General features: G+C 45.8%; 18 protein-coding genes and 1 pseudogene. 5 read left to right on the forward strand and 14 right to left on the reverse strand.

Annotated elements, in window-relative coordinates:
- Nucleotides 1–4 precede the first annotated feature (4 nt).
- Genes KDC22_RS07055 through KDC22_RS07065 form a run of 3 tightly spaced genes read left to right on the forward strand, consistent with a single transcriptional unit; the run spans nucleotide 5 to nucleotide 2685 of the window.
- Nucleotides 5–886, forward strand: coding sequence for an ABC transporter ATP-binding protein (locus KDC22_RS07055; protein WP_211722511.1), 882 nt, complete (start codon nucleotides 5–7; stop codon nucleotides 884–886).
- Nucleotides 883–1977: a hypothetical protein gene (locus KDC22_RS07060; protein ID WP_211722512.1), complete on the forward strand. Its 1095-nt coding sequence runs from the start codon at nucleotides 883–885 to the stop codon at nucleotides 1975–1977. The genes KDC22_RS07055 and KDC22_RS07060 overlap by 4 nt, the downstream gene beginning before the upstream one ends.
- Nucleotides 1978–1986: 9 nt before the next feature.
- Complete coding sequence (locus KDC22_RS07065) at nucleotides 1987–2685, forward strand: hypothetical protein (RefSeq protein ID WP_211722513.1); 699 nt, start codon at nucleotides 1987–1989, stop codon at nucleotides 2683–2685.
- Nucleotides 2686–3224: 539 nt separating this feature from the next.
- On the opposite strand, the gene KDC22_RS33975 is transcribed toward KDC22_RS07065, so the two are convergent.
- The 6 genes and pseudogenes from KDC22_RS33975 to KDC22_RS07100 all read right to left on the reverse strand — a co-directional run bounded on the left by KDC22_RS33975 (nucleotide 3225) and on the right by KDC22_RS07100 (nucleotide 7098).
- On the reverse strand, nucleotides 3225–3515 hold the full coding sequence (locus tag KDC22_RS33975) for an S-layer homology domain-containing protein (RefSeq protein WP_211723928.1): 291 nt from the start codon (nucleotides 3513–3515) through the stop codon (nucleotides 3225–3227).
- Entirely contained in the window at nucleotides 3464–4153 is a 690-nt protein-coding gene (locus tag KDC22_RS07075; protein ID WP_211722514.1) for an S-layer homology domain-containing protein, read from the reverse strand. Before KDC22_RS07075 ends, KDC22_RS33975 begins: the two co-directional genes overlap by 52 nt.
- Nucleotides 4150–4971, reverse strand: a pseudogene (locus tag KDC22_RS33350) (amidase family protein). The gene KDC22_RS07075 and the pseudogene KDC22_RS33350 overlap by 4 nt, the downstream one beginning before the upstream one ends.
- A gap of 52 nt (nucleotides 4972–5023) precedes the next feature.
- Complete coding sequence (locus KDC22_RS07090; RefSeq protein ID WP_211722515.1) at nucleotides 5024–5323, reverse strand: amidase family protein; 300 nt, start codon at nucleotides 5321–5323, stop codon at nucleotides 5024–5026.
- A 59-nt stretch (nucleotides 5324–5382) separates the two neighbouring features.
- Nucleotides 5383–5922: a hypothetical protein gene (locus KDC22_RS07095; protein WP_211722516.1), complete on the reverse strand. Its 540-nt coding sequence runs from the start codon at nucleotides 5920–5922 to the stop codon at nucleotides 5383–5385.
- Between the two features lie 210 nt (nucleotides 5923–6132).
- On the reverse strand, nucleotides 6133–7098 hold the full coding sequence (locus tag KDC22_RS07100; RefSeq protein WP_211722517.1) for an NAD(P)H-dependent flavin oxidoreductase: 966 nt from the start codon (nucleotides 7096–7098) through the stop codon (nucleotides 6133–6135).
- 170 nt (nucleotides 7099–7268) lie between these two features.
- Between KDC22_RS07100 and KDC22_RS07105 the strand changes: the two genes are divergently transcribed.
- Nucleotides 7269–7919, forward strand: a complete 651-nt coding sequence (locus KDC22_RS07105; protein ID WP_211722518.1) for a hypothetical protein — start codon at nucleotides 7269–7271, stop codon at nucleotides 7917–7919.
- Nucleotides 7920–7993: 74 nt separating this feature from the next.
- Here KDC22_RS07105 and KDC22_RS07110 read toward each other — a convergent pair whose 3' ends face one another.
- The 5 genes from KDC22_RS07110 to KDC22_RS07130 are packed head-to-tail and all read right to left on the reverse strand — an operon-like array spanning nucleotide 7994 to nucleotide 13367.
- Nucleotides 7994–9004: a glycoside hydrolase family 130 protein gene (locus KDC22_RS07110; protein WP_211722519.1), complete on the reverse strand. Its 1011-nt coding sequence runs from the start codon at nucleotides 9002–9004 to the stop codon at nucleotides 7994–7996.
- A 36-nt stretch (nucleotides 9005–9040) separates the two neighbouring features.
- Nucleotides 9041–9994 (reverse strand): DUF1861 family protein, encoded by a 954-nt coding sequence (locus KDC22_RS07115; protein WP_343221944.1) that lies wholly within the window; start codon nucleotides 9992–9994, stop codon nucleotides 9041–9043.
- Between the two features lie 30 nt (nucleotides 9995–10024).
- On the reverse strand, nucleotides 10025–11569 hold the full coding sequence (locus KDC22_RS07120) for an extracellular solute-binding protein (RefSeq protein WP_211722520.1): 1545 nt from the start codon (nucleotides 11567–11569) through the stop codon (nucleotides 10025–10027).
- 57 nt (nucleotides 11570–11626) lie between these two features.
- Entirely contained in the window at nucleotides 11627–12499 is an 873-nt protein-coding gene (locus KDC22_RS07125; protein WP_211722521.1) for a carbohydrate ABC transporter permease, read from the reverse strand.
- 16 nt (nucleotides 12500–12515) lie between these two features.
- The gene (locus KDC22_RS07130; protein ID WP_144025986.1) at nucleotides 12516–13367 is read right to left on the reverse strand and encodes an ABC transporter permease; all 852 of its coding nucleotides are present in this window, start codon (nucleotides 13365–13367) and stop codon (nucleotides 12516–12518) included.
- A gap of 308 nt (nucleotides 13368–13675) precedes the next feature.
- Here KDC22_RS07130 and KDC22_RS07135 point away from each other — a divergent pair, with 308 nt between their 5' ends.
- A complete protein-coding gene (locus tag KDC22_RS07135) occupies nucleotides 13676–16000 on the forward strand; it encodes a helix-turn-helix domain-containing protein (protein ID WP_211722523.1) in 2325 nt (774 codons plus the stop codon).
- Nucleotides 16001–16009: 9 nt separating this feature from the next.
- Here the strand turns inward: KDC22_RS07135 and KDC22_RS07140 are convergent, their stop codons facing one another.
- The 3 genes from KDC22_RS07140 to KDC22_RS07150 form a co-directional block, all read right to left on the reverse strand.
- A complete protein-coding gene (locus tag KDC22_RS07140) occupies nucleotides 16010–16726 on the reverse strand; it encodes an ABC transporter permease (protein ID WP_211722524.1) in 717 nt (238 codons plus the stop codon).
- Complete coding sequence (locus KDC22_RS07145; RefSeq protein WP_211722525.1) at nucleotides 16726–17676, reverse strand: ABC transporter ATP-binding protein; 951 nt, start codon at nucleotides 17674–17676, stop codon at nucleotides 16726–16728. The genes KDC22_RS07140 and KDC22_RS07145 overlap by 1 nt, the downstream gene beginning before the upstream one ends.
- A 209-nt stretch (nucleotides 17677–17885) precedes the next feature.
- Complete coding sequence (locus KDC22_RS07150; protein WP_211722526.1) at nucleotides 17886–18941, reverse strand: HAMP domain-containing sensor histidine kinase; 1056 nt, start codon at nucleotides 18939–18941, stop codon at nucleotides 17886–17888.
- Nucleotide 18942: the final 1 nt, after the last annotated feature.

The raw sequence follows: 18942 nt of genomic DNA on the forward strand, positions 1-18942 counted from the left end.
AATAATGTCTATATTAATAAAAGAATTAAGCAAGTCATATAATTCTCTTGTTGCTTTGCATAACATCAATCTTTCTATTAAGAAAGGTGTTTTTGGTTTACTTGGAAAGAATGGTGCTGGTAAAACGACTTTAATGAGAATTCTTGCTACATTATTGGAACCCTCATCGGGAATTGTTGAAATTTATGATATATCCTTACATAAAAAAAACCATAATGAAATAAAATCAATGATTGGTTACTTACCCCAAGAGTTTGGTTTTTATGAAAACTTGACGGTCTATGAAGCAATGGATTACATGGGCATTCTTAATAAAATGAACACAAGTGTACGTAAAGAACGTATAGACTACATGTTGTCTGAAGTGAATCTAAATAAAGAAAGACAGAAAAAAATACGGCAATTATCAGGCGGAATGAAAAGAAGACTGGGTATTGCACAAGCAATGTTACATGAGCCACGAATTTTAATTATAGATGAACCGACAGCAGGGGTTGATCCAGAAGAGAGAATTGGGATTCGAAATATGTTAAGTAACTTTGCTCAAGATCGTACTATATTACTCTCTACACATATTGTAGAGGATATAGCTAGCACTTGCCAAGAATTAGCGATTCTAGATGAAGGTAAACAGGTTTACTGTGGCAGTTCTACAAGTTTAATAAGTTCGGCACGAGGTCATGTATGGACTTGTAGACTAGAAAGTCAAGAACAATTAATGAATTTAAAACAACATCATTTAGTTATCTCACAGAACCACTTGGAAAATGGGATTGAGGTACGGTTTGTAAATATTCATCAACATGAACTAAGAGGGGATTACTCTGAAGTTACCCCATCACTTGAAGATGCGTATATGTTTATGATAAAGGGGGGGAGCAAATGAGGTCTATCTGGCAAATTACTAAATTTGAAGTAAAACAACAGAGTAAAAGTCTGTTGTTTTTAATTTGCACGATATTATTAATCTATAATATGTATCAAGAGTTCCGTCCGTTGTTAACCTATTATCCTATACAGAGCGATTCTGATATAAGCCAGTTAGCTCAATCTGGAAATCCAGAACATCTACAGGTATTAAGAAGTGAAAAAGAGTTAGCTCTTGCTGTCTCAAAATACTTATTAGATTTATCTCCAGAATACTTTGAAAATAATCTTGAAGCTTCTAAAAAGTTAAGAAGATTGGGAGAAGAAATCCAAAAAAAACAGATGAATATATCACAAATTCTAGCTTACTCTAAGGAAAACCTAAATGATTGGTTTTACTGGGTAGAGGGGGCTATAGAAAGTGAAAAGTATAGATTTGGTACAGTAGAAGAAGTGAATGAAAAATTGAAAAAAGACTTAGATGGAAAATATTTTACATATGAAGTTGCGATGAGATTCGTTGATAGAGCTCAAGTGTTCAGCTCCATAATTGTGATTCCTTTATTCGTATTGATGTTCTATAAAGATCGTCGTTATCAAATGGAGGAACTAATTCATTCTAAGAAAATAAAACCGCATGAATATATTATAGGAAGGTTTTCTGGCGGAATGCTCCCATTGGTTGCAGTATTATTTCTTTTAGCTACTATTATAAATATTTGGATGTGTATAAAATTTATAAAGGTAGGCGAGACAGTGAATTTTCTGGATATGTACATAAATTTTTTCCTGTTTCTCTTACCTTCTATTCTTTTCTCTAGTGTTTTTGTAGTGTTTCTTTCACTTGTATTTAGGAATTCAATTGCAGCTCTTCCAGTACTGTTTATGTATTTTATATTTAATATCTCAGAACAAGCTTTTACTGGACGAGAGATGAATACTGTAAGCATGTATAAATTTATGATTCGGACAGATGGACTTATTATTGATTATAAATTGTTTAGTATTATAGTAGAGAATAGACTTTTGTATTTGCTAATGTCCCTTGTTTTTCTTGCTTTATCGGCTAAGCTATGGAGAAAAAGATCAATTTCTGCTGCAAAGGGGTGAGAAGCATTTATGCGCTTTAGCATATATCAATTTAAAATAGTATATTCGCCAATTAAATGGGTTTTATGTTTGCTATTTGTATGTTTAATACCAATAGCGACGTATGCTCCAAGCCTTATAGATGTTTTAAATACATTTGAAATTTATATGCCATTAATTGGGGTGATTCTGTTGAGTGATTTGCCCTTAATTGAATCTTCATCTCGAACGGAGGAATTAATTTATTTATGCAAGCGTAGCAAAGCCCCCACTATTCTCATTCGCCTCACTACTCTAATTATTTTGATAATTTTACTTGAATTGATTGGCGTTGCTCTACTGGCTCTAAATCTCTCGCCTCATGGATATATTTTCAGAGAAGAACCTTTAAACTTTTGGAAGCTTATAAGTATAACTCTTCCGGGAATACTATTTTTAGGAGGAATAGCATTATCCTTTTCTAATGCATTTAAATCATCAGCTATCGGCTATATTGTTAGTCTATCATATTGGAGTTACTGGATGATTGGAGCCAATATGGATAAGAATACACCAATGAATTTATTCGCTTTTGCTAACCGACAAGATTATAGGATATCAAAAGTCCTATTATTATTAATTTTTATTGTTTTAGTTGTTTATAACATATATTTATCTAATAAAAGCCCATTAAATAGGTTGAGTTTGAATAAATTTAATAACTTTTTTTTGAAAATAAAAAACCTTTAGGAACCGGCTTAACCCAAAATGGTGGATGAAAAGGCATTGTTTTTCCTGTACTTGTGTATCTTCCTTCACTAACAAGGAATATAAAATAAGGTGAGATTTCACTGTACTCGAGGGTCTATAGGGTAAGGGTAAGTTAGTCCTAAGGAGTACTATAGCAATCTTTTAGTTTGCAAACTGTTAACCAAGCATTGAGTTCTACTACAGCACTTAGCGCGAGAATCTAAGAAGTTAAACTATGCTGGACCTACTTGCTGGATATGTTTTTTGCTTGCCCCAAACGGTACCCGGATTTATTGTGATGAATGAATTCGGTAGTAAGTTAGATGAGCAGCGAAACTTAAAGGTATTTGATCTATATACAGTCAGCTAATACGCAAATACGCAAATAGATCATCCTGTCTCCGAAGTCGCAAGTGAACTCCTACCTGAACCGTTTCTCCAAAGCGTACATTGTGCATCATAACCCTACCATACCTTGGAGTAAGGTGACGGGGATGATTCTAAAACGTGAATGTGACCGGGAGAATAGAATTGGTCCGTTAGAGGAGCTTAACATTATTGAGTCTAGCGGGTGATTTAGTTTGTGAGGAACATAGACATAAGCAGATAATTACGGAGGAAGAAAGAGTAAGTTTAAAGGTACTATCTTCGTATCCGGTAATAATTTTATTGGATGCCAGTGCATCAATGGAGTTATAATACCAGGCCTCTTTTTTAACATCTTTGAATGATGCAGTGCCGGTACCCGTCAGCTTGAACGCTCTGGTGATCAGTGTTGCTAATTCACTACGGCTAATCTTCGCATTGGGGCGGAAGTGCCGTCGCTGTATCCGTTCATCAGGCCGGCACTGGCTGCTGTGCCGATGTACTTATTCGCCCAGTGCGTTGCTGATACATCAGTGAAGCTGCTTGCTTGTCCGTCAAGTCCCATGTGCGTTGTAATGACCTTAATGGCTTCGGCACGGGTCAGGCCTGAATTCGGACGGAAGGTTCCATCTTCATAACCTGTTAGTAATCCTTTGGAAATCAGCAGGTCAATGCTTGCCTTTGCCCAATGATTCAGTGTGTCCGTGAAGCTGACCACTTCCGGCTTAGGTGTTGGTGCTGTTGTTTCAGCTGGTGCTGGTGTTGCTGTAGGAGCTGGTGTCGCTGTAGGTGTAGGCGTTGGTGTGGCCGGGGGAGTTACGGTACTTCCTCCAGGACTTGGATTGCTTGGTTCATTATCGGTTGGATCAGGAGTAGTAGGGTTTGGAACATATGGGAGTGCTGGAGCAAAAGCGGTAAGCAGTCTGGCTTGACTCTGCTGCTCAAGCGCATAGCCCATACCTAGAACTTTGGCATCGTCCCACGCTCTGCCCACAAGCTGCATCGAGATCGAATAGCCGCTGTCGTTCGTTCCTACAGGAACCACTACGGTAGGGAGAACGACATTAGACGTTAATACGCCAGTGTTGCGGTCAGAACTCAACTGAGAGGCTGATGCGTCATTGTTATATACGTCACTAATGAAACCTGCATACACAATAGTATCCACGCCGTTCTCATCCATCCAGCCTTTGATAACATCCTTATAGTCCGTTCTATACTTGATGTAATCTTGTACAGCCTGTTCCGTATCCGCGTAGGTGCAGTATATCCTCTTTGATTATAGATAAGCGCCTTATCGGAAGCGAGGACACTTGCTCCATCCGGGTAAGGGAATGCCTTATGAAGCTCGATATAGCGCGCCCAGCCTTCCGTTGATCCGTTAATGCCTGCTGGACGGGTAGGGGCTGCTGGCATTTTTGACATTTCAACCATTTCCGCTCCCGCAGCTTGCAGTTCTGAGAACTTATTCTTTACGGCTTGTCCGGTATCATCATCTGCATAACTGGAGACAAAGGATTCGGGGATGAATCCGATTTTCTTTCCTTTCAAGGCCCCGGCATCCAGCGATTCCTTCCAGTTCTCTGGACGTTTATGATCGGCATCAGCAGTTACGGTGAAAACATCCTGTGGGTCCGTACCTGTTGTAGCATTCAGCATAATGGCCAGGTCCGTTACGGTTTTGGCGATGGGCCCCGCATAATCCTGTCCCTAAGTGAGCGGCAGTACACCTGTTGTACTCGCCATACCGTCTGTTCCGCAGAAGCTCTTTAGGCTGGCGCTTGTAGTCGGTGCATAGAGAGACACCCCTGTCTGCGAGCCCATAGCTGCTGCTGCGAAATCAGCTGCAACCGATACGGCCGATCCACCGCTGGAGCCAAAAGAGGTTTTGGATGGATAGAGTGCGTTCCATGTCTGCATCCAGCCGCTTTCACTGAAGCTTCCGCTGTTCGCGAACTCCGAAGTATTGACTTTACCAAATAATGACAGCGCCGGTTTCCCGCAGCTTATTCACCTGGAAGGCATCCGATTCTGGCCGCCAGCCTTCAAGCGCTTTACTGCCGCCTGTAGTCGGCATGTCCTTGGTGTCATAGATATCTTTGATCGCAATCGGGATTCCCAGCAGATCACCCTTGGCGCCTTGTGCACGGGCATCGTCAGCAGCTTTGGCTTGGGCCAGCGCAGTTTCCGACACATGCAGGAAGGCATGGAAGCCGAGTTGCCCCATATCGTACGCCTTGATCCGATCCAGATAGGCTTGCGTAATTTGCACAGAAGTTGTTTTACCGCTAATCATATCCTGCTGCATCTCTGCAATGGATATTCACAACATTATAGGGGGAAGAGGTGACGAAGCTTTGCAGGAGCCTCTGGAATGAACAGGTTATCTCCAGTATTTAGTCCCTCTATGCCTGAGATATCCCAGTTGCTGATGGAGCGGATCTGTGCAGGGGTTAAGCCGGATACATCCAGCTGTTGATTGAGTCCATTAAGCGTGGCAACCAGATTGCTCAGCCCAGCTTCACCAGCTTCTCCAACTTGTACAAAATTCACCAGGGATTTCGACTGGCCCGCTTCAAGATTCAAGGTATTAATGAAGCCATAGAAATTCGCCTCATTACCGGACTTGGCCAGAGGTGTGGTGAATGGATTCTGCTGCTGATTCCCTAGAGCGGTTAATCCATTATTAAATGGATGTGGAGACCCGACTGCAACAACTAGAGGTTTATTGTTTCTGGCACTGCTATCGACTACAATCCATGAATCGTCTGTCGTCACCTCCAGATCATTGGAGTAGGTTGCCTTGACCACTGAAGCATTGGCCGCTGTGCCATAGCCTAAGGAGCCGCCGAAGGATACATCTGTTATCAAGGAAGTGAATCTGAAGATTGAGAAGAGGAAATTACTACATTTACTATGCAGCTTGTCTACTTACGAGTTGCTTTTATTATTTTATAGAACATAAAAGCTTAATAAATATAACTAAATTTGAGTATCCTGCGAAAATAAAAAACCACTTATGCCCGCAAATCCCAAGCTTGCTTAAGTGGTTAATCGTGCAAATGAATCTTATAACAAACCTTAAACGGTAGGGCTCAATGCCCTTTGATACTCACTCATTAAATTGTCGATAATCTGCTGGACGGACAGAATCTCTGTAATCTCATGAACTCTGGACCCGGCAAATACCAAGCCGTTCTTAACATCCCCTCTAAGGGAAGTGAGCAGGGACTCCATTGTACAGAAGCGATGTGAACACACCTTTAGACAATCATAGCATTTGGCTATCTTTAATCTGGCATCATTACTGATCCGGTCCGTAAAGTCATTGCGAATCGCTCTTCCTTCCAGACCCACAGTAGACTTGATCAGGACCGTATCTCCTTGCTGAGCATCTACATACTTTTGCTTGAAGGCCAAGGGAGCATCACACTCGTGGCTTGCCACAAAACGGGTACCCATTTGAACACCAGAAGCGCCCATCCGAAGGGCTTTTGCGATATCATCCCCTGTCAGAATTCCACCTGCAGCAATAACCGGAATCGAAACGGCCTCTAAGACTTCAGGAAGGATATCGAACATGGGTCTGTCTGTACCTAAATGTCCCCCGGCCTCGAATCCTTCTACAACGACTGCGGAGGCACCAAGTTTTTGGGAGATTCGGGCTAATTTGGCAGATGAAACAATCGTTACGACAGGAGTATCATATTCTCTGCCCCATGCATAAATATCTCTAGAAATTCCGGCTCCGGAAATTATAAAGTCAACCTTTTCTTCTAAAGCAACCTTCATTTTCTCGGCAAAATCCTTCACTGCGAAGAGTACATTCACACCGACATAGCCAATTCCATTAGAGAGTTCTCTTGTTTTGCGAATATGTATTCTCAGCTCTTCTGCAGTGATTCCTGTACCAGAGATGGTGCCGATCCCGCCTGCATTGGCTACAGCAGCGGCTAGTCCGCTTAAGGATATGCCTACACCCATTCCACCTTGAATAACAGGAACTCTCGATTTAATCTGTCCGAATTGGATTGTTGGAAGTTTCAATTACACACCTCTTTCGCAAGTTATTGACATATCGTAACACAGTTAAGTCTTTCCCGGATGTGACTGTAAACATGCTCAAACTATGTTAAATATCATGTCTTTCCACTTGTGATACAATATTTTAAATGGAAGTGGTGCTTGTTAATGATGATATTCAAAGGAGATTTAGAATGAAACGCTTTCGCTGGAGCATTACAGTTTATTTCGTGCTGTTCGTGTTTGTCTTATTCGTATTATTCAACGACTATTCACCAATCCTGATAGTAGTTGGAGCTGTGGTGGCTTGTCTCATTGCTTTTATAGCCCAATTCTATTGTCCTGCTGTTTTGGAGAAGCGGGTGGACCGCGTGGAGTCTTTTTTACGCAGCCAGAAAAACAATCCTGCCCTGTATATTCAGTATGTTCTTGCGAACAGACTTGACGATGAAGCAAGAACGGTTATGGAGAAGCTAATGAGCAAACATAAGCAGGCAGCGGTACAGGCAACATTCAAGGCGGCTTACGGACTGTACCGCAAAGAGATGGCTGCTGTTCGGGAAGCCGTCCCGCATATCCGCCATGCCGATTACCGGACGTACTATGAAACGGTTCTGCTGTTGGAGGAAGGGGAGAGTGCTCAGGCGCGGGAACATCTAGAGTCAATTAAGAAGCAATGGATGAGATCAGCGCTGCTCGCAGAAATTGAACTCAAAGCAGGTAACAGTGAAACTGCTATCACTCATGCGAGGGAAGCAGTAAGCGCTTCGAGAGGCGTCCAACGTTATGTGTTACATAAGGAATACGAACGAACGTTACCGCAAGCTCTTGAAGCTGTATCATGAGTTTTACAAAGTAAAAAGCGGGAATCCTCCTCATTCAAGGATGATACCCGCTTCTGTTAGTTAGAAGGCCAGTCTCACTGTCCCAAACAAAGCCGGATCAGATCATCGACATGGGCGGTAGCCAGACATTCTACGGTGTCGGCGGCTCCGTAATAGATTTTGACTTCGCCATCGTCCTCCAGGATCATGCCGCCGGGGAAGATGACATTATTGCGGAAGCCTCCGTCTATTTCGTAGGGTGCTTCAGGTGCAAGCAGCGGCGATGCACTCATCCCGAGAATCTTCTTCGGATTGTCCAGGTCAAGCAGCATAATACCTGCGGTATACCGCTTCTTCCAGGACGGCTCCCAGCCGTGCTTCCCTCTGGCGGAGTCGATATCCACCGCATGGAAGGTGGTGAGCCAGCCCTTATCCGTCTTCACTGGCGGCGCTGCCGGACCGATCTTGTCATTGGCGAACGGTACCTGCTCCACCGCCAGCAGCAGATCCGAACGTCCCCAATAGATCAGATCCGGCGACTCCGAGATCCAGGTGTCGAACCGGTCCTTGCCTCCGCGGCTGTATACGGTGAATGGCCGTTCCAGCCGCACATAGTTGCCGTTGATCTTCTCCGGGAACAGTACCATATTCCGCAGGTCCGGCGTAGACAAGCTCAATATTTCAAAGGATTCGAAGTCATCCGTGACTGCGACCCCTCCCCGGATACCATGCCGTGTATCTACAGCGAAGCACATGTAGCAGCGTCCGTCAATCACCGTCAGACGCGGATCGTAAGCGCGCACGACCTCTTCGTCATGTAGCTTGAATACCGGCTTGGGTCCTGCCGTCCAGTGAATTCCGTCTTCACTGAAGGCGATACCCAGATCCGTTGTATTAGTCGGTTCAAGGGTCTGCTTGTCGAGTGAGCCATAGTCATTGCGGAATACCATCACATACCGGCCGCCGAACTTAACCACTCCTGCATTGAACACAAGTGCGGTGGGATAAGGGACCCGGGCCGCATCCAGCACAGGATTGGCCGGATGACGGCGGATGAGCGGGCTTGAGGCCAAAGCTCCTATGACAGCTGTATTTGCATGATTCATCGTTTGAATATCCTCCTTGTGAGTACGAACTGTGATTTAGACAATGCTTCCATAGGGTGCGAACGGATAGTCGATCGTAATACGCCCGGCCTGGCAATCACCAACACCGCTGTACAGATCAGCCTTGCCGTCCCCCCGCATCACGATCCCCGAAGAAAAGACGCAGTCCGTCAAATATGGGAACTTGGCGGGCCCCGGCGGGTAGCAGGAACGGCTTCCAATCAGATGCAGGTGATGGGATTCCCTGGTGATGGGATCGAAGATAAAGGCCATATTCAAATATACCTTTAGAAGCTTGCCATCCTCATCCTTATCCTGATAACAAATATGGCCGATAATTCCGATCTTGCCGCTGTCCAGCAGATAAGCCTGATTAACGCCTCCCCATTCGCCTGCACCAAAAATACCATGAATGTAAGGCGCATTCTCAATGACGTCTGCAGTCAAATCCTCCAGGTTGTCAATAACGGTGAAGCCGATCATGGATTCGCTGCCGTATTGGCCCTTCATCTCGCTGCCCCGCGGGCGTGAGAAGACGCCAATCCTGCCGTCTGCCAGAGCAACAAGGCGGATATCTTTCATTTTGTTAGGACCGGTAGTGAAGTAGTACAAATCGTGGAGGTCAGTCCCCCGGTAAAAATATCCGAAAAACGTGCTGTATTTGCCGCTTTGATATTGCACATGCGTTCCGCCCAGGACAAGCTCATCACCGATTTCACTGATAAACGGGTCCTCCAGCGTATAGATCATACTATTATCTACCACGGTCCACTCATCCTGACCGGTCTCCTCGAAGAGGCGGACCCAGGAGCGGGCCCATTCTTCGCGGCGTTCTACCCGGCCGAACAAGTAACGTTTGCTATCCCGTTCAAAAGGAATCGAAATATTATAGACATCAAACCCTTCCACGTTTTTAAATGATAAGGTTGCGCTTTCATAAATAGTTTTTGACGCTTCAAATTCTATTTTTTGCTTATGCAGGCTCAACATTTCCGCACTCCTTTATTGTATCAGCTCTTTTTATTGAAGAGAAGATTGATATTCCTGAAACTGTTTTTGGTATTCCGCAACTACCTTGTCCAGGCCCGCTTTCTTCATTTTGCCCAGTGCTTCAGTGAAGGCTTGGTTGTAGTCCAGAACCCCCATATAGATTGGAGTGATGCTGGCTGAAGCTTCCGAGAGAATATTAGTATATTCCGTTCTCACATTCGTTGGATCAAAAATAAAGTTGGCCGCAATACTATTAACCGCTTTGGGATTTGGCTCAAATAAGACTTTGTTATTGTCAGGTATACTATTCTCCAGGTCAAAGCGCATAAAGTTCACATTCCCGTTCTGCGAATCGGAGCCCCTGTACCTCGGATTGTTATTGTTATTCGGATCTTTGATCGGCTTTAGGCCCTTTTCGCCATCTTTGGTGTAGTGCTCACCCTCTATGCCATATTGAACCAGATCATAATTGTCCTGACTGGCCAGCATCCAATCCATGAATTTAACGGCTGCCTCCGGATGTTTGCTGTTCGCCGGTACGGCATTTCCGTTCTTGAAGGAGAGGGGACGCAGATATTCTTTCTCCGGGTTAAACCATACCACTCCGATATCGTCTACTGTAGCTTTTGGATTGTATTTCTGGAGCCCGTTCAAGCTTCCGCCCGTTCCCAGGCGTACGAACCACTCCCCGCTGTCGAGCTGAGCATCTACCTGCTCCTGCTTCATGACTAGGATATCAGGATTCGTAATTTCTTTGGTGTACAGCTCGCGCATGAAAGCAGCATCCTTCTTGAATTCTTCTGTCTCAATCCAGGATTTGACCTCACCGTTCTGATTGACATAAAAGAACTTATCTTTAACGGTGAACGGGAAGCTGTCATAACTCCGGTGTAAGATGGAGGTATGCAGGGATATCGGGTCAAAATCTGCCCGGGTGCCCAAATAGGGTTTGTTTTTCCCTTTCCAGTTCTTCATCACAATCTCCCAGGCGCTAATCAATTCAGCCGGAGTTGTCGGCTCTTTCAGATTGTTCTCGCGGAGAATGTCGCGGCGGATATTGAACTCTCCCTCGCTCGCCATTTCAACCCAGTAGGAGGGGACGATATAATATTTCCCGCCGATGGTTGCGCCGCTAAAGATATCCTCCGGGATATGCCTTTTCAGGTTTGCTCCATATTTTTCAATTTCCTCTGAGATATCTGCCAGCGCCCCCCGGGTATAGTAGTTGGAGAACGGAGTGCGGTCCTGCATGACATGGAACAAATCGAACTCTTCACCGGTGGACAGCATCAGGTTCAGCTTCTGGTCCCATGCATCCCAGGGGATGAAGATTTTCTCCACTTCAACGCCGACACCATCTGCAGCCAGCTTCTCATTGACTTTTTCATACACCTTTTGGTAGTCTTTGGGCTCGGTGCCGGGAACCACGTATTTGATCCGGACGATATTGTCCGACTTCGGGGATGAAGCGTTATTTTCCCCGTTTGCGGCAGGGCTGTCGGAAGCCTTGCCGCACCCGATCAATGTAGAAAGGGCAAGCACCACAGCACATAGAATGGCGTAATGTTTTTTCATGAATAATATAGACCTCCTCTATTTATGCCTATTTATGTTAACCCCTTAGGGATGACATCAGCCTTTAACTGAACCTATAACCAGCCCTTTCACGAAGTACTTTTGCAGATACGGATAGAGGAGGACGATCGGCCCGATCGTCACGATGGCTGTCGCCATCTTGACCGACTCCGAAGGAAGCGTAACGTCGCTTGTTCCGGCCAGCATAGCCATATCGTTCAGCATACTGATCTCCGATTGCATCTGCAGCAGCATGAATTGCAGCGGATACAAATCTTTGGTGTCAATTAGCATGATCGCATTCCACCAGTTATTCCAATAATCCAGTCCATAGAAGAGAGCAATGGTCGCGAGTACCGGCTTACATAACGGAAGGTAAATCTTAAAAGCAATGACAATATCACTCGCTCCGTCTATGGTAGCTGATTCCCGCAGCGAGTCGGGAATTCCGTTCATGAAATTGCGTACCAGGAAGAGGTTGAACGGGCTGAACAGGAGCGACGGAATAATCAGAGCCAAGATATTATTGGTTAATCCGAGTGACCGGTTCATCAGATACCAGGGCACAATCCCGGCTGTGAAAATCATGGTGATAAAGAAGTAAAGAGCCAGCAGATTGCGGTTCTTCACATTTTTGTTCGCTAATGTATAGCCTGCCATAGAAGTAATCAGAATAGCCAGCGTGGTACCGACGACCGTGACAAAGATAGAAATTCCGTAGCTCTGAATGACTTGGGAGCCGCCCGTGAAGATCAGCTTATAGGCATATAGAGAGAATTTCTCCGGAAAGAGGTTGTAGCCGTTCTTAAGAATAGCATCCTCATCCGTGATAGAGATCATCAGCACGAGTAGCATCGGAAGCAGGCAAAGCGCCGAATACACCGCAGTCAGCGTGTACATGACCGTCTTGCTGATTGACATTTTTTTCATAGTTACTCCTCCGGATTTAGTATAATGCGCCATCTTTGAAGAACCTGCGGGTAATGGCATTGGTACCAAAGACAAGGATGAATCCGATGACCGACTGGAAAAGTCCAACAGCCATGGCTTCGGAGGGGTCGCCAATCTGACGCAAGGACCGGAATACATACGTATCAATGATATCCGTGGTCGAATACAGGGTGCCGTTGTCACCGATGAGCGCATAGATCATTCCGAAATCGCCGTACATAATTTTGCCGACCGAGAGCATCGTCAGGATAATAACCGTGGGCATCATTAGCGGAAGCGTAATCCGGAAGCACATCTGCAGGCGGTTAGCCCCGTCAATCTCGGCTGCTTCATACAACGTCTCGTCGATACCGGTAATGGTCGCCAAGTAGATAATGGCACTCATTCCGGCCCCCTTCCACACATGCATGACGGTAAGAATCGCCGGCCAGGACTGCGCCTCGGTATACCAGTTCACAGAGGACATGCCGAGCTGGTTCAGCGTTTTGTTCACAATTCCCATATCCATTGAGAATAGCGCATACAGCACATAGCTAATGACGATCCATGAGATGAAATTCGGGAATAACATCAGGGATTGACTGATCTTGACAAACAGCTTCTTGCGCAGCTCGTTTAGAACCAGTGAAATAGCCAGCGCCATCAGCGTACCGAAAATAATAAAGAGTAAATTGAGGTAAATGGTGTTGAAGGTGACCGTAAGCGCTTTGTTGGACCGGAAGAAGAACTCGAAGTTCTTGAATCCCACCCATTCGCTATGGAAGATTCCCTTGGTATAATTGAAACGCTGGAAAGCAATGACCATATAAGGATACGTCATATAGCCGAAAATAAAAGTGTAGGCCATTGCCGGCAAAACCAACAAATAGGATGTACCATTCCTGCGGATGTCAGAAAGTATGCTGAGTCTTGGACGCCGTTTTTTTGTCAATTTCCTGTTCCCCCCATTTGTTATAAATGACGCTTGCCTTGATTCCAGATTAGCCATACCCTCCCGAAGAGTCTATTTCAAAACCTGGAAAACGCTTTCAAATTCAAACACAAGGCTTTCAAAAAAACGGAATGACTTTCATTTTGGCCTGATTCAGTACCTTTTCGGTCCAAAATGTACTATAGTTTAGAAATGATAACGAGCAGTGTTGGGAGGAATTCAACATGCGGACAACCATCAACCGGCTTGTTCGATACAAGGCATTTCAAAAGCTCACCATCTCATATTTCCTTCTCGTTCTTCTGACCGTAAGCCTGCTATCCGGTGTGCTTTTCTCACTATTCTCCAGAAGTGCTATTAAGGAGATCGAACGTAATTCCCGGGCGATGTTATCCCAGATCACCTACGCCTCCGATGTAGTCTATAATCAGGTCGTTACTATAGGAAATACACTGCTGATTCAACCGGAAATCCTGTCCTTTCTCAATGAGACGGTGGAGGACAAGGTCAGCAATTATCATATTTTTCAACAGATCGAACAAATTACAAATGTGAACCCATATATACACAGTATCGGGATACACCGGCCTTCCACAGGAACTACCATTGATACAGCCGGGCTTCCGTTTGATGCTTCGCTTACCACCCTCAGCGCGAAGCAGTATATGGAGTTCCATCCGCGCAGTCTGAAGGTTCCGGGCCGCAACAACGGGAAGTCATTACAGTTCCTGACCTTCTTGCTGTACCCGAATTTCTCACCCCGGACCACAGGCAATCCGCTGATCTATATCAATGTGGAGGAGCAGTCCATTCTGACGACCATCCGCAAGATCAGCAGTGCGGACGCCGCTAATAATGTTTTTGTAATCAATAATGAAGGTAAAGTGCTGTCTCATACCGATTCCAACCTGTTTCTGGAGGATTTATCCGAAGAGGAGTATGTGCGGAAGATATTAATCGAGAACCATAAGGAGAGCAGCTTCACCACAATGATTTCAGACCAAAGGAATCTGGTCACTTATGTGAAGTCAGAGGAACTGGACTGGTATTTTGTAAGCGTTTCACCGTATTCCGAGCTCATCTCTAACATCGACCAGCTCCGGGGGATTACGCTGCTGGTTACAGCCGGAATTGTACTTGCAGGTCTGTTGCTCTCTGTCCTGTTGACCTCCAACATGAATAGACCCTTATCGGCGCTGCTCGAAAAAGTCATGCCTAACCCGGCCCATCCGGCCTCCGGGTTGGCACCTATTGATGAATACAAGCTGATGACCGAGGTGTTCCATTCCTATCATGAACGTGAGAAGTCGATGCAGTTTGTAATTAACCACTCCTCCCGGACCGTCCGTGAGCATTACCTGCATGCCTTGCTGCGTGGTCATTCCCTGGAGCACTATGTTTCGAGCGAAATTCTTAAGGATATCGGCGAGGAGGTGGCGGGGCCGTACTTTGGCGTGCTGGTGTTCAGAATCAATGAGCTTGAACCACTAGGGGAGAGGATGGAGGGGAAACAGCAGCCTTTGCTGAGCTTCGCACTCGGGAATATCGCCAAAGAGATGCTGGAGCCGATCGGCCCATGTGATGTGCTCATTATGGGAGGAAGTGAAGCCGTGGCTATCCTTCAATACACGGACAATCAGCTTCCGGAGGAGCTGGGGCCTGCCTTGCGCAATATTCAAAGCTTCCTGAACCGCTACTTCAAGATGACAGTATCTATAGGGATAGGAGATATATCCTGTGGCAAGGGGAATATTCCGTCCTCGTACACTTCTGCGCAGCAGTATGTGAAATACCGGCTCATCTATGGGAAGGAAGCAATTCTGGATGCTATAGCGACACGCCATCATGTGTTGACGGCCCTCAGTTACCCCAGCGCCTACGAGAAGAAACTGATTGATGCTGTGCAGGACGGCAAGCCGGAAGCAATGGTTAGTGCAATCGAAGAATTTATAGATAAAATATCCGGCGGTTCCGTTCATCAGGTCATCACCTTTAGCACTCAACTCATGTTGTCTTTGCTTAAACATTTTGACTATTTACAGCATGTGCCGGATTCTAATTTCAATGATTACCTGCAAGCGGTAACCGATATTGAACGGGCTGAAGATCTGACGGAGATCCGTAACCTGTTCAACCGCTATTGCAGCACCATCTGCACATTAATTGAAGACAAGAATCACTGGCTGAATGCTCAAAAGCATAATATCCTTATCGAAAAAGCACAGAATTACATTCATGAGCATTATGCCGAGCCTAACATCTCCCTCGATCTGGTGTCGAGCATCGCCGGACTGTCGCCCAGCTATCTGGGGAAACTGTTCAAAGGAGCGACCCGGCAATCCTTCAGTGAATACTTGAACAACACCCGGCTGGAAAGAGCAAAGGAACTGCTTGCTTCTACCTCGGAGACTGCGGCCAGGATCAGTGAAGCGGTAGGGATATACAACATCACTTACTTCTCCACCTTGTTCAAGAAAAAGTACGGGCTGACACCTTCGGCGTTCCGCGAACAGGAGGCGATGAAGAGCACTGTGAGTGAGGAGGAGTGATCGGTCCATTTACGGCTGCTCCGCATATCTCCACCAGGCAAAGGTTCCGGCTATTCCGACTATCCCTGTATACGCAAGTATCAATATACTGCTGAGCTGTAAGGAACCGGTGCTTTGAAATACCGACGGGATGGTCCATGGGAAATAGGGTGCAAATCCAAATGAGGAGAGCACATTGGACAGAATGACGATGATCAGGATGAGCCCCAGGGGTGCCAGATAGCCTTTGGTCACATTGGCCAAAAGAATGGTTGGTGCGGTCACCAAAATGTACATTAGCGAGGTGATCAGGAACTTAAAGAACAAGCCCGAAATGAAGGAAGCGGACCCGCCTTGGACGCCCATGATTGCCCCTACGGCAAAACCTACGGCAAACATATAGACGGAAAGCAACAGGCACCATGCTAAAATGACAAGGAATTTGGACAATACAATTCTCGCTCTGGACACGGGCTTTGCCAGCAAATCCTTGATGGTTCTATCCGCAAACTCCCGTCCGAATACCCATGCCGCAACAAAGGTATATCCGATAAGCCCCAGCGGGGCAAGTGTATCCAGCAATCCGGTTAAATACTGCTCCCAGCTGACACCGCCGGCGTCACTGGATAATACATTTCCGACGCCCATCATGATGGGCCCGAAGCCTAAGACAAGAAACATGATCCAGAACACATTGGAGCGGATAATCTTGCGAATCTCACAATGTAACACAGATAGAATATTCATTATTTAATCCCCCTGGTCATCCCAATGGTGCGGAGAAAATATCCTTCCAAATCCTCCGTAACCACCCGGAGCGATGTTGGCGGCTGATTGCGTTGTACGAGCAGTTCAGCCAGCCGTTCAGGATGATCTGCCGCGTGCTCGTTGGTTAGTTTGATATAGCCGTCCGAGGTATCCTCAAAGGTATAGCCATGCTCTTCCAGCACCTTCTTTAAGGCAGGTTTGTTCAGTCCGTTCACCACCAGGTTTTTCTGTAAGGACTGCTCCAGCTTATCCATTGCGACTTCTTGCACCAGCCGGCCGCCGTGAATAATTCCTATGCGTGTCGACACCTTCGAGAGCTCCTCTAACAGATGGCTGGATATAAAAACAGTTACGCCGAAATTGGTTGCCAGATTATATAACATATTCCGTATCTCCGCTACGCCTGCGGGATCAAGACCGTTGATCGGCTCGTCCAGGATTAGAATTTCCGGATTGTGAATCATCGCTTTGGCAAGTCCCAGGCGCTGCTTATTACCGAGTGAGAGATGTTTTGCTTTTTTCTTTTGATGCGGCTCAAGTCCCAGCTTATAGATCACCTGATGTACGGCATCCTTGTCAGCCAACCCTTGCATACGCCGTGCGATGTCAAGATTCTCAGTTACCGTGAGATCGGGATAAAAAGTAGCCTCCTCCAAATATCCGACCTTGCTCCATAATGTAGAGTTTCCGGCATCGACCTTTTCACCTAACATATAGAGCTTGCCGGAGGTTGGCTTCAGCATCGCCAGGAGCATCTTGATCGTCGTTGTTTTCCCGGCGCCATTCAGTCCCAGGAATCCAAAAATCTCACCGCGGCTCACCTCCAGCGAAAGATTGTTTAATATGGTATAGTCGCCAAACTTTTTGTGCACACCGTCAATTTGTATAGCGGGCGTGCTGCTTTTTTTTCTCTCTGATAAAATTCGCATAGCTGTTAACTCCTCCTATGACAATCCCTAATATATACAAGTTATTTTCACATTCGAAGATGAAGCTCCGGTAAAAGAAACATAAAGGTTTATAAAGAGAATATAAAAAACTATAAACTGCTAAAAAAACAAACAGGCTGTTGCCTGGGTGTCACACCCGGCAGCAGCCTGTAATCTTTGGTTGTTGAAGAAGAAGTGCTTACCCACAATCAGTGAAGCGAAGCCAGGGGGAGGCTGAATCGTATCCCCAAACCGCCATATTCGGAAGAGAAGGCCGTAATCTCTCCCCCGTGATGCTCAATAATAGATTTACAGCTTGCCAGGCCCAGCCCAAGGCCGCCCTTTTGGATTTGCCGCGATTTATCCACCGTGAAGAATTTAAGGAACAGAGAGGAGAGATCCTTATCCGGCACGCCAATTCCGTTATCCTCGATCTGGAAATAGGCATGATGCTCCCGCAGGTATCCGGTCATATACACGTTCAGCTTATTCTTCCCCCCATATCTTACAGCATTGCTGAAGAGGTTGCCGAACACCCGGCGGATCATCGGTTCATTGACCCTTAGCCAGATACTGTCCGTGAATGAATGGCGGCAGGTCAGTTCGTTGTCAAGTCCAGCCAGCTCAACCTCATATTCAAAAGCAATGTCTTCAAATAACTCTGTTGCCCTTACAGGACCGGCTACCATGGATTCCAGCTCCAGTTTTTGTTTGGTGAAGCTGGAGAGATCATTGATGAGCTCGACCATATAGGCGGACTTCTTTTGAATCAGTTCATAATACTCCTGCTTTTCAGTGTCGGGTAAGTCCCCATGTGTAGCCAGCAGTTCGGTGAAGCCGTTAATAGAGGTAAGGGGTGTCTTCAAATCGTGGGCGATGGCTGCAATCATATCGGTTTGTTCTCTGTGGGCGAGCTGCAGCTTATGCTCCATCTTATTGAAGTGCTTGTACAGCTCTCCGATCTCGTCATTACCTCTCGAAGCCAGCGGAGGCAGGGGATGGACCACATTGACTTCCCCCAGCCGGGTATTCAGAAGCCGGATGGGCTTCTCTATGCTTCTATAAATATAGATGATCAGAATGAGAAATATGCAACCCGCGATGGCAAAGATGGGCAGCAGCAAGGCTATATATCGGGAGTCCAGCAAGGTGGTGCGTATAGGAGAATACACTGCAAAGATAAACTTCAGGTAGATTCCAATGGAAAACATAAGAATGAGAAGCATCAGCAGGAATAAGAGGGGAAGTTTTATTTTCAGTTTCATC

The sequence above is a fragment of the Paenibacillus tritici genome, from assembly GCF_018207515.1.
GTDB classification, from domain to species: domain Bacteria; phylum Bacillota; class Bacilli; order Paenibacillales; family Paenibacillaceae; genus Paenibacillus_AQ; species Paenibacillus_AQ tritici.

Bases quoted from the DNA above. Each gene is read 5' to 3' on its own strand.
- KDC22_RS07140 (WP_211722524.1), bottom strand. From the start codon at position 16,726: ATGAATATTCTATCTGTGTTACATTGTGAGATTCGCAAGATTATCCGC.
- KDC22_RS07135 (WP_211722523.1), top strand. From the start codon at position 13,676: ATGCGGACAACCATCAACCGGCTTGTTCGATACAAGGCATTTCAAAAG.
- KDC22_RS07110 (WP_211722519.1), bottom strand. From the start codon at position 9,004: ATGAATCATGCAAATACAGCTGTCATAGGAGCTTTGGCCTCAAGCCCG.
- KDC22_RS07130 (WP_144025986.1), bottom strand. From the start codon at position 13,367: ATGGCCTACACTTTTATTTTCGGCTATATGACGTATCCTTATATGGTC.
- KDC22_RS07065 (WP_211722513.1), top strand. From the start codon at position 1,987: ATGCGCTTTAGCATATATCAATTTAAAATAGTATATTCGCCAATTAAA.
- KDC22_RS07150 (WP_211722526.1), bottom strand. From the start codon at position 18,941: ATGAAACTGAAAATAAAACTTCCCCTCTTATTCCTGCTGATGCTTCTC.
- KDC22_RS07120 (WP_211722520.1), bottom strand. From the start codon at position 11,569: ATGAAAAAACATTACGCCATTCTATGTGCTGTGGTGCTTGCCCTTTCT.
- KDC22_RS07145 (WP_211722525.1), bottom strand. From the start codon at position 17,676: ATGCGAATTTTATCAGAGAGAAAAAAAAGCAGCACGCCCGCTATACAA.
- KDC22_RS07105 (WP_211722518.1), top strand. From the start codon at position 7,269: ATGAAACGCTTTCGCTGGAGCATTACAGTTTATTTCGTGCTGTTCGTG.
- KDC22_RS07115 (WP_343221944.1), bottom strand. From the start codon at position 9,994: ATGTTGAGCCTGCATAAGCAAAAAATAGAATTTGAAGCGTCAAAAACT.
- KDC22_RS07055 (WP_211722511.1), top strand. From the start codon at position 5: ATGTCTATATTAATAAAAGAATTAAGCAAGTCATATAATTCTCTTGTT.
- KDC22_RS07125 (WP_211722521.1), bottom strand. From the start codon at position 12,499: ATGAAAAAAATGTCAATCAGCAAGACGGTCATGTACACGCTGACTGCG.
- KDC22_RS07060 (WP_211722512.1), top strand. From the start codon at position 883: ATGAGGTCTATCTGGCAAATTACTAAATTTGAAGTAAAACAACAGAGT.